The organism is Mucilaginibacter aquaedulcis (assembly GCF_030409325.1).
GTDB lineage: Bacteria > Bacteroidota > Bacteroidia > Sphingobacteriales > Sphingobacteriaceae > Mucilaginibacter > Mucilaginibacter aquaedulcis.
In genome coordinates this window covers 73,734-85,932 of sequence record NZ_JAUFPR010000002.1, presented here as the reverse complement: position 1 = coordinate 85,932, position 12,199 = coordinate 73,734, and the positions used below count along the sequence as shown (strand labels likewise).

At 40.6% G+C, this 12,199-nt stretch carries 10 protein-coding genes; 5 read left to right on the top strand and 5 right to left on the bottom strand.

From position 1 onward, the window contains the following. Positions 1 to 28: 28 nt before the first annotated feature. From QWZ01_RS04985 to QWZ01_RS04975, 3 genes are all read right to left on the bottom strand, one after another. Positions 29 to 1,354, bottom strand: coding sequence for a Gfo/Idh/MocA family protein (locus QWZ01_RS04985; RefSeq protein WP_290322151.1), 1,326 nt, complete (start codon positions 1,352 to 1,354; stop codon positions 29 to 31). Positions 1,355 to 1,481: 127 nt separating this feature from the next. After that, positions 1,482 to 1,847: an MmcQ/YjbR family DNA-binding protein gene (locus QWZ01_RS04980; protein WP_290322150.1), complete on the bottom strand. Its 366-nt coding sequence runs from the start codon at positions 1,845 to 1,847 to the stop codon at positions 1,482 to 1,484. 74 nt (positions 1,848 to 1,921) lie between these two features. Next, a complete protein-coding gene (locus tag QWZ01_RS04975; RefSeq protein ID WP_290322149.1) occupies positions 1,922 to 2,953 on the bottom strand; it encodes an aldo/keto reductase in 1,032 nt (343 codons plus the stop codon). A 209-nt stretch (positions 2,954 to 3,162) separates the two neighbouring features. On the opposite strand from QWZ01_RS04975, the gene QWZ01_RS04970 reads away from it, so the two are divergent. The 3 genes from QWZ01_RS04970 (at position 3,163) to QWZ01_RS04960 (ending at position 5,696) form a co-directional block, all read left to right on the top strand. Then, positions 3,163 to 3,387 carry a CDGSH iron-sulfur domain-containing protein gene (locus QWZ01_RS04970; RefSeq protein ID WP_290322148.1) on the top strand — a complete coding sequence of 75 codons (225 nt, stop codon included), beginning with the start codon at positions 3,163 to 3,165 and terminating at the stop codon, positions 3,385 to 3,387. A gap of 105 nt (positions 3,388 to 3,492) precedes the next feature. Continuing rightward, positions 3,493 to 4,305 carry a tRNA pseudouridine synthase A gene (locus tag QWZ01_RS04965; protein ID WP_290322147.1) on the top strand — a complete coding sequence of 271 codons (813 nt, stop codon included), beginning with the start codon at positions 3,493 to 3,495 and terminating at the stop codon, positions 4,303 to 4,305. Positions 4,306 to 4,385: 80 nt separating this feature from the next. Continuing rightward, positions 4,386 to 5,696 (top strand): DEAD/DEAH box helicase, encoded by a 1,311-nt coding sequence (locus QWZ01_RS04960; protein ID WP_353959386.1) that lies wholly within the window; start codon positions 4,386 to 4,388, stop codon positions 5,694 to 5,696. Here QWZ01_RS04960 and QWZ01_RS04955 read toward each other — a convergent pair whose 3' ends face one another. Further along, the gene (locus QWZ01_RS04955; RefSeq protein ID WP_435404558.1) at positions 5,697 to 5,921 is read right to left on the bottom strand and encodes a VF530 family protein; all 225 of its coding nucleotides are present in this window, start codon (positions 5,919 to 5,921) and stop codon (positions 5,697 to 5,699) included. Positions 5,922 to 6,156: 235 nt separating this feature from the next. Between QWZ01_RS04955 and QWZ01_RS04950 the strand changes: the two genes are divergently transcribed. Further along, positions 6,157 to 10,509, top strand: coding sequence for a hybrid sensor histidine kinase/response regulator (locus QWZ01_RS04950; protein WP_290322146.1), 4,353 nt, complete (start codon positions 6,157 to 6,159; stop codon positions 10,507 to 10,509). Between the two features lie 2 nt (positions 10,510 to 10,511). Here the strand turns inward: QWZ01_RS04950 and QWZ01_RS04945 are convergent, their stop codons facing one another. Continuing rightward, positions 10,512 to 11,168 carry a YceH family protein gene (locus QWZ01_RS04945; protein ID WP_290322145.1) on the bottom strand — a complete coding sequence of 219 codons (657 nt, stop codon included), beginning with the start codon at positions 11,166 to 11,168 and terminating at the stop codon, positions 10,512 to 10,514. 111 nt (positions 11,169 to 11,279) lie between these two features. On the opposite strand from QWZ01_RS04945, the gene QWZ01_RS04940 reads away from it, so the two are divergent. Next, positions 11,280 to 12,098, top strand: coding sequence for an MBL fold metallo-hydrolase (locus QWZ01_RS04940; RefSeq protein WP_290322144.1), 819 nt, complete (start codon positions 11,280 to 11,282; stop codon positions 12,096 to 12,098). Positions 12,099 to 12,199 lie beyond the last annotated feature (101 nt).

Sequence of the window (12,199 nt, the reverse complement as noted above, 5' to 3'; positions counted from 1 at the left end):
TCCTGGTTAACAAAATGAATTAATGTAACTAAACTTTTACTTCCCAACCCTTTTCATATTCCCTGCTCCAGAGTTTAACGGCTTCCGGATCATTCAGGATATGCCCGTTTGAAGGATCAATATGCAGCACCCGATCAACCCTGTAAGATATATTACCCAATTGAGGTAACAGGGTTGATTTAAACCCGGTTTCTATAGGGCAGTTCAACGAGGCTTCGCGCCTTATGGCATCAATAAAATTTTTGAAGTGAAAACCATCAAGCGATTCTGTAGGGCTCACCTTATTGGTAGCATCAACAACGGTATCGTCTTTAACATCTTTTATTAGTTTGTTATCGCCGTCGTATACCTGGTAGCCGTTACCGCTGCCATAAAACAAAGTTCCCTTATCGCCATAAAACACTACCCCCCTGCCCAGCTTTTCTATATTAAAGCCGTTACTGCTGCGGTTTTCCCATTCGGCAGCGGTGTTATTTGGAAAGTTATACAGAATATTTTGCGTATCAGGTGTTTGCCAATCATCATTAAAATGAAAACGGCCTCCTGTTGATACTACCTTACTTGGGTAATCAACTCCTAAGCCCCAGCGTATCACATCCAGTTCATGTGTACCGTTATTAAGCGCCTCACCTGTTCCCCAGTTCCAGAACCAGTGCCAGTTGTAATGAATCAAATTATCCTGATAAGCCATGCGTGGCGCGGGGCCCTGCCACAGATCATAATTAAGATTTTCGGGAACCGCAACCTGCTTACCCTTGCCAATACTTAAGCGATGATTGGTATACCAGCCCTTGGCATAGTACGCGCGACCGATAACTCCATCATGAAGCTCTTTTACCATGGCTTGCACATTGGAGAAAGATCTGCGCTGGCTGCCCATTTGTACAAGGCGCTTGTATTTTTTTGATGCTTCAATGGCCATTTCGCCTTCGTGCGGGTTATGGCTGCAAGGTTTTTCAACGTACACATGTTTACCGGCCTGGCAAGCCATGATAGTAGCAGGCGCATGCCAGTGATCGGGAGCAGCTATCACGACAGCGTCTATCTCTTTTATCTCCAGCATCTTCCGTATATCGGTAATACCTTTTGGTTTTTTCCCTGTTTGTTTAAAGATCTCATTAATTGTTTTCTCAACCACTTTCGAGTCTACATCACATATGTAACCAATTTCAACGTTAGGTATTTTAGCAAAACTTTGGGCGAGATAAAGGCCGCGGCTGTTGGTGCCCATCATGCCTAATACTACTTTATTATTTGGTGATCCTAAAAAGCTGGCTTTTGAAATTTCGGGAGTGAGCAGGAAGCAAGTGCCTGCTATTGAAGTTGACTGAATAAACTTTCTACGGCTAATCATATCTATAATGGATTATTAGGTTTTCAAGGTATTTATCTATAAGATAACGCAAATTAGCTAATGTTTTAGAAAGCCTATAAAAAAAGGAGGTTATTTTTTTATAAAGAAAGTATAAATTAACTATTGTTTATTTTTTTATACCAATAGTTTCATTTTCATGCATTTTGATTTGCCTTTTATTTGCACGATTACACCAGGCGGTTATTAAAAGTGCCTTGAGATCATCTGGAGACACACTTTCAAGCCGAACCAGCATATACTTATAGTTAATATAATGATTGGTAATAAAAAACGTATCCGGATCGGCAGCTATCCACTTATCGCGCTCAAGGGTATATATAGCCAGCAATTCGTTTTTTAGTTTAATGTTGGTAAATATTTTTTTATTTACATAAAAGGCGGGATCGTCAAAGCACATTTTTTCGGTTACACCGGGCAGAGGCAGCAATGTACTGCGCATAAACTGCATAAAAACAAGCATATCTGTAGCCATAAATCCGCGATCAGAGTTTTCAGAATATATAAAATTACATCATAATTCTGAAAATTCTGATCGCGGAAATAACTTTAATAGAACTTAGGCAGTGGGTTAAGCGTAGTGTTTTGACGCTGGTGCCAGTATGGGTATATAGGGTCGGTTTCGCTGGCAGCATCCAGTTTTTTAACCTGATCAGTAGTAAGGTTCCAGCCTATGGCACCCAGGTTTTGCTGCAGCTGTTCCTCATTACGGGCGCCAATAATAATGTTGGCTACGGTTGGCCTTTGCAATAACCAGTTTATGGAAACCTGTGCCACTGATTTACCGGTTTCTGCGGCTACTTCGTCCAACGCATCAACAATATTGTACAGGTGATCAAAATCAGTGGCAGGGCCATGACTGCCGCCTTGTACGGTTCTTGAGTTTTCAGGAATTGGCAATCCTCTTCTGAACTTACCACTTAACTGGCCAGATGCCAGCGGACTCCAAACAATGGTACCCACTTTTTGATCAATACCTAATGGCATCAGCTCCCATTCAAACTCACGGTTTAATAATGAATAATAAGCCTGGTGCGCTATATACCTGCTCCAACCATAACGCTCAGATACAGAAAGAGATTTCATCAGGTGCCAGCCCGAAAAGTTTGAACAGGCTATATAACGGATCTTGCCGCTGGTTACCAGATCGTCAAGCGCGCGCAGGGTTTCTTCAACAGGTGTGGTTCCGTCAAAACCGTGCAGGTGGTAAACATCTATATGATCTGTATTCAACCTGCGCAGGCTGGCATTGCACTGCTCAATCAGGTGATAGCGGGATGAGCCGTAATCATTGGCATCATCGCCCATGGTAAAGGTTGATTTTGTGGATATCAGCACCTGGTTACGCAAACCTTCAAGAGCTTTACCCAATATTTCTTCTGATAAACCGCGAGAGTACACATTGGCCGTATCAAAAAAGTTAACCCCTGCATCTAAGCACAAATTAATGAGCTTCTTGGCTTCATCAACCTGCGTGCTGCCCCAGGCTTTAAAAAACTCATTACCGCCGCCAAAGGTGGCAGTTCCGAAACTTAAAACGGGCACTTTTAAGCCCGATGCACCTAATTGTCTGTAATCCATGTTGAGGTAAATTTTGATTAATGATGATGCATGTGCTTTTGAAAGCCATGCTTAACAAAGCTAAAACTTATGTTTTTTAACCCCTGGTTTTGCGCATCATAAATTTGTCATTTATAGGTATTGTGATGCCTAATCAGGAACAGGTCTAAATTAGAAATCGATCCTTTGCAGGAGTGCCTGTTGATTAACTTTGCGCAAAATTTTAACAGATGGAGAAAACTAAACTTACCATAAATAATAATGGTTCTTTAAAAATTGAAGGTGATTTTGAAATTGTAGACGCGCAAGGCAACCAATACGGTTTACAAGGCAGAACCGTGGTATCAATTTGCCGTTGTGGCTTATCGGCCAACAAGCCATTTTGCGATGGCTCACACAAAGGTCATTTTGAGCACAATGCTATCGCTTTTGATCTGCCACCTAAAAAAGTATAATTAATCATTCAACCTATTTGCAAAAGCCTCCTGAATATTAAACAGGAGGCTTTTGTTTTATAACTGCTTTACCAGCTTTTTTACTGATTTTTAAGCCATCAATTTATGCGCTACTTTTTTCACATCGGTTATCATGGTACTCAATATAGCGGCTGGCAAAAACACAAAGGAGTTGTTACCGTACAGCTTGTATTGGAAAATGCACTGAGCAAGCTTTTTAAGCAACCACTATCCATCGTTGGCTGCGGCCGTACCGATGCGCACGTACACGCCAGCCAGTTCTTCTTCCATGCAGATATAGAGCAGGAATGGGATGCAGACCTCTTCTTTTTCAGGCTCAATAAAATACTGCCCGATGATATTGCCCTGTTTGATATTATACCCATGCAGGGTTTACCCCATGCCCGCTTTGATGCCGTACAGCGCGCATATGATTATTTTATTCATACCTATAAAGACCCTTTTTTAAGCGGATTCAGCTCGTTGTACCTTGAAAAAAAACTGGACATGGATGCCATGAAAAAAGCAGTGGCTTTACTGCCTTTATACAATGACTACCGGGCTTTTTGTAAAATGCCCGATCGTATAGATCATACCATTTGCAATGTATCATCGGCTGCATTGTTTACGGATAAAAGTGGCGACAAGATCAGGTTTCACATATCGGCCAATCGGTTTTTAAGCAAAATGATCAGGATCATTGTAGGCCGCCTGCTTGATATTGGCCGTGGCGATATGAGCGTTGATGAGTTTGAGCTTTATTTAAGCAGCAAACAAACACCTGACATTATAATCCCGGCCTATCCGCAAGGTCTGTACCTTTCAAAAGTCACTTATCCTTATCTCGATCTTCCACCGCGAACAACCTTTTCGGCATTGCTTCAAAATGATGCTGTTACGTCCTGGCAGGCATTATAAATAGCTATATATTTAATCTTTATGGATATGAGCAAGTAAATTGGTAATTTCGCGCTCTTAAATAATTAAATAAAGTCCTGATGGTGTGGTTTGAAAAATTGAAGCTGAATAAACAATTGGTTAGATCAGTAAATGAAGCTGGTTTTGCAAACCCTACAGAGCTGCAACTCAAAACCCTTGCCAGGATAGTTGGCGGTCAGGACATTATAGCCGTTGCACCAGAGGGCGCCGGAAAAACCACTGCTTATGTTTTAGGGGTTTTAAACCGCTTTAATTATGCTCCTGAGGGGGTTCCGAAGGTGTTGATCCTGGTGCCGGAAAAGGATCAGGTATTTGGTGTAATTGAACAATTTGATCGTCTTAATAAAAATAAATCCATTAAAATAGTTGGCCTGTACGTTGCACCGGGTGTTGAAGCCCAGATGGATGCGCTTGCTGATGGAGCTGATATTGTAGTAGCCACTCCCGACAGGGCAAGGGCAATTTACCTAAAGCTGGGACTTAACCTTAACAAGGTTGATCTTTTTATAGTTGATGATGCCGACCTTATGGTAAAAAAAGGTTTGCAGTTACCTGTTGTTGAACTTGCCAATAGCATTGGCAGAGGCCAGCATCTGGTTTTCACAGAAGTGATACACAGCAAACTTGAAAAAATGCTGGCCCCGTTCATGAATCAGCCTGCCATTATTGAGGTTGAAGAACTGGCCGAAGCTCCTTTACAAACTTATCCGCAGTTATTGTATAACGTGCCTAATTTTGGCACCAAGTTAAACCTGCTTAATTTATTCCTGTATGATGATGAGGTATTTACCAAAACCGTTGTTTTTGTAAATACACAAGCTACAGCCGATAAAGTATATAAAAGTCTGCACAGCCGTCTGCGTGATGCTGTGGCGTATTTAAACCCTAAGTTTTTTGATACGAGTGGTTTTAAAAGTGTAGAGGATTTTAAGGCAGCCGAAAATTCAAGGGTTTTAATTGTGACCAACGAAAACAATGAAACTATTGACCTGAATGGCGTACCATTCTTCATTCACTTTGATCTGCCGGCAGAGAATGAATTATTCATTGAGCGTATCACCAACAATCAGCCAAATAGCGATGACGAAACGCTGGCCATTACCTTTGCCACCGATATTGAATTGAGCCAGGTTAAAAAAATTGAGCAGGCTACCGGTAAAAAGATAGCACCTGCAACCTTACCCGAAGAACTGGTTATAGAAAAAGACACAAAGGCTAAAAAGGAAGAAGCTGAAAAGAAACCGGCCAAATCAAACCAGGATGCTCCAATTGTTGGTGCCGCGTTTCATGAAAAGAAAGCTGCTAACGCAAAAACATATAACTACAGCTCGGGCCAGAAAGCCAAGATGAACAACAAGCGTAAACACTAATTATTTACTGCAATAAGCTATATAAAGATCTTCTACCTTTTTGCGTGCCCATGGAGTTTTGCGTAAAAATTTCAGGCTCGATGACACACTCGGGTTATCCAGAAAACAATTGATGCGGATGCGATAACCAAGCTCGCTCCAGCCAAAATGAGCAACCAGTTCATTTAAAATGGTCTCTAATGTTTTACCGTGAAGCGGGTCTTTGCTTTGTTGTTGCAGATGCAAAAGTAAACTTGTTTAATATATAATAACATACAAAAATATATTTATAACTATGGGGTTAATTCAATGTCAGAATTTACCATGAGTTAATTTTTTTACACCCACCCTTAACTAAACCTTCTATTTATTCGTTAAAATGCCAAGTACAATTATATGTTTATTTAATAGTATTTTAGTAAATTAGATAACCACTTGCACTACAGGTGTATTGTTACCTCTTAATTAATTTATCGATATAATGACTGGCCTTAAGTTTTATCTTAATTTATTATTTCAAGCCATATCATTATGTGTTTTTGCTCAGGACCCTCCTATTCATTTCCAGCGCATTGGTAGCCGCTCAAATCTATCAGAGTTAAATATTAATGCCATTTTTCAGGATAGTAAAGGTTTTATCTGGGTAGGTACCCGCGATGGTTTAAACCGTTTTGATGGTAATAAATTTAAAATTTTCAGAAACGATGTTGCCGATAGTACCAGCATTGGCGACAATTACATCAATCATATTACAGAGGACAAAAACGGCGATCTTTGGATAGCTACCATCGGTGGCGGCCTTAATAAATATGACCGTAAAAAAAATCGTTTTTACCGGTATTTACATTCCGACAGCAATGCAAACAGCGTATCAAGCAATTACATTATAAGAGTTGCCTTTGATAAAAATGATAACCTGTGGATAGCCAACCAAAAGGAAGGGCTTGATGAATATATTCCTGCTCAAAATAAATTTATTCATTATAAATTTTCGTCAGGGAAGGTAAAAGGGCTTAGCGATAATTACCTGAGAGCGCTTTTTTTTGACAGCACCGGTAAGTTATGGATTGGAACAACCGAAGGGGGGCTAAACCTGTTTGATCCGCAAACCCAAAAGTTCATCATATTTAAACATGACGAAAAAGATGAGAGATCAATATCATCAAGTAAAATAAACAGCATTTTTGAGGATAGCAATCACAGGATATGGATAGGTACCGAAGGTGGAGGAATCAACTTATTCAATCGTTCGGCAGGCACCTTTAAACACTTTAAAAATGACCCGGCAAATAAAAACTCACTCTCTTATAATGATGTACAAACCGTTGCCGAAGACACTAATGGTAATTTATGGATAGGTACAGAAAATGGCGGGTTAAGTATATTCAATCCTCGAAATAATACTTTCCGGAACCATTATCAGGATGATGTAGATAATAGCAGCCTCCCCAGTAATTCTGTTGATGTTATACTTAGGGATAATGTTGGCAACATGTGGCTTGGCGCATTTGCCTCTGGAGTTAGTTTATACAAAAAAATAAAGGAAAACTTTGTTCACTATAAACACAACTCGCAACCCAACTTCCTTTCAAATAATTTTGTACTGAGCTTTTTTGAAGATAACGAAAACAACATCTGGATAGGTACAGATGGCGGCGGTTTAAATTTATTTGACCCTGATACCGGCAATTTCACCGTATTTAAACACGACGAAAAAAGCAAAAACGGCATACCCGGCAATTTCATTTTAACCATAAAGCAGGATGCAAAAAACAATTTACTTATTGGTACATGGGGCGATGGCTTCTGCATTATGGATCCCAAAACACGTAAGTTTAAGTCCTTTAAGCACAACCCGGCAGATAGTAGCAGCCTAAGCGGTAATAATATATATTCAATACTTAATACAAAAGAAAATCAGATATGGGTTGGTACACTTGGCCAGGGACTTAACCTGTACAATCCTCAAACAAATAAATTCACCCATTTCAGGCATAAGGCAAATGATCCTAAAAGTTTAAGCAGCGATAACATTAATTCGTTGCTGCAGGACTCTCATGGAAATCTTTGGGTGGGCACCAATGATGGCGGCCTTAACCTTTTCGATAAAAAAGCACAAACATTTACTGTTTACAAACACGATAATTCAAAAAACAGCCTAAGTAATAATACAGCCGTCGATCTGCTTGAGGATCATGCCGGAAATTTATGGATCTGTACATTTGATGGTATCAATCGCTTTGATCCTAAAACTGGAAAATTCACAGCTTTAAAAACAAGCGACGGCTTGCCCAACAATTACACTTATGCTGTAAGGGAAGATAATAGCCGAAACTTATGGATAAGCACAAACAGCGGCTTATCAAGATACAATCTTGATACAAAAAAATTCAAAAACTTTACTGTTGATGATGGCTTACAGGCCGATGAGTTTAAACCCCATGCAGCCTTAAAAAGCCATGATGGCACTATGTACTTTGGCGGAGTTAACGGATTTAACGCGTTTGATCCGGATAGAATAATAGAGAGCAGTTACAACCCACCCCTCGTTTTAACTGATTTTCAAATCTTTACTAAAAGCGTACACGTTGCAGACAAGGCATCACCACTAAAGCAAGATATTACCGTAACCAAAGCTATAACTTTAACCCATGATCAGTCGGTAATTTCATTTGAGTTTGTTTCTTTAGATTATGCCTCGGCCAATAAGGTTGCTTATGCTTATCAGTTGGTCGGGTTCGACAAAACCTGGAATTATGTAGGCAGTAAAAACACAGCTACGTACACCAATTTGCCGCCGGGCAATTACATCTTTAAGGTAAAAAGTCAAAATAGCAACGGCAGCTGGTCAAGACACGAGTTAACGCTTGAGCTTAATATATTACCCCCCTTCTGGTTAACCTGGTGGTTTATTTTACTGGTGCTGGCGCTTATTTTTGTATTGATATATACGATTTACCGGGTTAAAGTTAATGCGATCATCAAGCAAAAAGCCCGGTTAGAGCAGCAGGTTTCTGAACGTACTGATGAGGTTTTAAAACAATCGGAAGAATTAAGGCAACAGTCAGATGAATTAAAACAACAATCGGAGGAACTAAAGCAGCAATCAGCAGACCTCAAAAATTTAAATTCTGAACTAAAGTCGCAATCAGAGGAGCTTAAGGCATTGAATGAGGAGTTGCTGGCTCAATCAGAAGAATTGGAACTGCAGCGCTTACAGGAAAAGAAGGCCCGTGAAGATGCAGATAAAGCCAACCAGGCTAAAAGCATATTCTTGGCCACCATGAGCCATGAAATACGTACTCCTATGAATGGCGTAATTGGTATGGCATCGCTTTTAGGTGAAACGGAACTAAGTAACGAACAGCGTGAATATACTGATACCATTATTTCCTGTGGTGATACCCTTGTTAATGTTATCAATGATATACTCGATTTTTCAAAAATAGAATCGGGTAAAATGGATATTGAGCAAGAAGATTTTGACCTGCGCCATTGCATTGAAGAGGTTATGGATATGTTTGCCCAAAAAGCATCCCGTCAGGATATTGAATTGGTTTATTATATAGACCAATCATTACCTCAGCAAATTGTAGGCGATAGTTTGCGCTTAAAGCAGGTAGTAACCAACTTAACAAGTAATGCCCTGAAATTTACGCAAAAAGGCGAAGTATTTATCAAGGTATTTTTATCCAGAACCTTTGAAAACGGCGAAATAGAGGTGGGCTTTAGCGTGATGGATACCGGTATTGGTATTCCGAAGGAAAAAATAAATGATCTTTTCAACGCGTTTTCGCAGGTAGATTCGTCAACAACCAGAAAATATGGTGGTACAGGTTTAGGTTTGGTGATCAGCCAGCGGCTGGTAAAACTAATGGGTGGCGAAATATGGGTAGAGAGTGTTTTTAAAGAAGGCTCGGTTTTTATGTTCACCATTAGGGCAGCAGTGAGCAAAAAGCAATCGAAACATTTACCGATAGTGTTTAACACTGACGAAATGGAGGGTAAAAGGATATTGGTGGTAGATGACAATCAAACAAACAGATACATCCTGCAAACCCAGCTTGAACTATGGGGATTGGTAACCAAAACAGCGTCATCGGCCGAAGAGGCATTGCATTTACTAACCAATGACCCTGATTTTAACCTGGTAATAACCGATATGGAAATGCCTGATATGGACGGCGTAGAGCTTACCAGGGCAATCAAAAGAAATTACAAGGATTTACCCGTTATTATGCTGAGCTCAATTGGCGATGGCTCCAAGAAAAAATATCCGCAATTATTTTCGGCAATACTAACCAAACCTGTTAAACAGAGTCATTTGGGTAAAAGTATACAGGCTGAGTTTCATGATCACCCGCAGGTTGTGTTTCATGAAAATAATAAGCCATCCAAACCATTTCAACAGAACTTTGCTACAGAGCATCCTATGCGCATTTTAATTGCCGAGGATAATGAGGTAAATCAAAAACTGATTGATCATATGCTCACCCGTTTGGGCTATGAATTCACTATAGTTCAAAACGGCCTCGAAGCTTTGGATAAGCTGAAGCTTACTCCATTTGACCTTATATTCATGGATGTACAAATGCCCGAAATGGATGGTTTTGAAGCCACGAGGTATATTCGTAAGTACGCATTTAAACAACCTTATATCATAGCCATGACCGCCAACGCAGGCCCCGACGACCGGGAACTTTGCTTGAGCGAAGGCATGGATGACTATATTGCCAAACCTATGAAAACCGAAGCGCTGGTTTCGGTAATGAAAAATGCATATGATGGCTTAAAAAACGGAAGATTAAGTAAAAAACTGATCCGCCCTGATTAGGCTTATCCCATCAATTCTTTCATCAACTTATCGAAGGCCTCTCTCATTTCGGCCAGATCCTGCTCCAACTTGGCTACACGGGCCTCCAGTGCTCCTGAGCCCCTACTACCGGTGGTTTCTTCCAGCTCATCATCATCATTAAATTCTGGCGTGCCGCCTAATAAATGGGCGTACCTTACCTCTTTTTGTCCGGGGCGTTTTGGTAGTTGTACCACGTAAGGTAATTCGGGATTAGCCAGTTTTTCCAATATTTCCTGCACCTCCTCTATCGATTCAAATTCATATAACCTGCCCGAGTTGGTATTCAATTCGCCCGGGGTTTGGGGGCCGCGCAAAATAAGGAGACAAATTAAAGCTACTTCTGCCGGTATCACCGGGAAAACAATGGCGAAGTTGTGCTTATACTTAATGTTACGGATAGAACCGCCTGTAACGGTAGAAATAAGTCCGCGCCTTTTCAAGGTATTCAATGCATCGGTAACCGTACCCTCATCATAATTAACAACCGGCTTACGCGATGTTTTCTGGTTACATGCAGCAGTCAAACCGTTTAGTGTCATGGGGTAATAGTCGGGCGTGGTTTTGCTTTTTTCCATCAGCGAGCCTAATACGCGCAGTTCGGTAGCATCAAGTACAGGTAAAGTTTGCAGTGAATCCATGGGGCTAAATATAAGCAGCTTTTTATAGCCTCAAAATATTAGTGATTATTTTTAAACACTTGGTGTTAAGCGATGGTGAATTTTAGCTTAAATCCGTTACTTTGTATTTACATGTCATTATTCATTACATCACTAAATTCGGGAAGTAACGGCAATTGCTATTACGTAGGGAACGAGCAGGAGGCTATATTGGTTGATGTTGGCATATCATGCCGTGAAACCGAAAAAAGGATGGCTCGCCTTGGCCTTTCCATGCAAAAGGTAAAGGCCATATTTGTATCGCACGAGCATTCAGATCATATTCGCGGCATTCCGGTGCTGGCCAAAAAGTTTAACCTGCCGGTATACATTACGCCCGGAACATTGCTGCATTTAGCTAACAGCATTGATATGGAACGTGTTTACCACCTCAAAGAGTTTGAAACTGTAAACATTGGCGAATTACAAGTTACCTCCTTCCCTAAAGAACACGATGCCTCTGAGCCGCATAGTTTTATTGTTAGCTGCCGCGATATTAATGTGGGTGTATTTACAGATATTGGTGTAGTTTGCGATCGGTTAATCCGGTATTTTAGTCAATGTCATGCGGCTTTTTTGGAAGCCAATTATGATGATGAAATGCTTGATAATGGTGGGTATCCTTATTACCTCAAAAAACGAATTCGTGGTGGTAAAGGGCACTTATCAAACAAACAGGCGCTTGCTCTTTTTAACACTCATCGCCCGCCGCATATGACACACCTGCTACTCTCCCACCTATCCCACAACAACAATAACCCTCAACTGGTAGAAGAATTATTTACGGCCTGTGCCGATGGCATCCGGATCATTGTAGCATCGCGTATGGAAGAAACACCCGTATATCATATCAGCCACTCAAACCAAACCTACGTACCGGCTGGTCAGCTTGATTTGGGCTTTGGCTTATAGTATTAAGTAGTTAGTATCGGGTATCAAGACAGAAGATTATTGGCTTTTTTTACTAATGATATAGCCCAAAACCTCGCTACTTGATACTAACTGCTTGATAC

Coding starts and splice junctions, on each gene's coding strand:
- QWZ01_RS04970 (WP_290322148.1), top strand. CDS start 3,163: ATGGAGAAAACTAAACTTACCATAAATAATAATGGTTCTTTAAAAATT.
- QWZ01_RS04975 (WP_290322149.1), bottom strand. CDS start 2,953: ATGGATTACAGACAATTAGGTGCATCGGGCTTAAAAGTGCCCGTTTTA.
- QWZ01_RS04950 (WP_290322146.1), top strand. CDS start 6,157: ATGACTGGCCTTAAGTTTTATCTTAATTTATTATTTCAAGCCATATCA.
- QWZ01_RS04960 (WP_353959386.1), top strand. CDS start 4,386: ATGGTGTGGTTTGAAAAATTGAAGCTGAATAAACAATTGGTTAGATCA.
- QWZ01_RS04945 (WP_290322145.1), bottom strand. CDS start 11,168: ATGGATTCACTGCAAACTTTACCTGTACTTGATGCTACCGAACTGCGC.
- QWZ01_RS04985 (WP_290322151.1), bottom strand. CDS start 1,354: ATGATTAGCCGTAGAAAGTTTATTCAGTCAACTTCAATAGCAGGCACT.
- QWZ01_RS04965 (WP_290322147.1), top strand. CDS start 3,493: ATGCGCTACTTTTTTCACATCGGTTATCATGGTACTCAATATAGCGGC.
- QWZ01_RS04980 (WP_290322150.1), bottom strand. CDS start 1,847: ATGGCTACAGATATGCTTGTTTTTATGCAGTTTATGCGCAGTACATTG.
- QWZ01_RS04940 (WP_290322144.1), top strand. CDS start 11,280: ATGTCATTATTCATTACATCACTAAATTCGGGAAGTAACGGCAATTGC.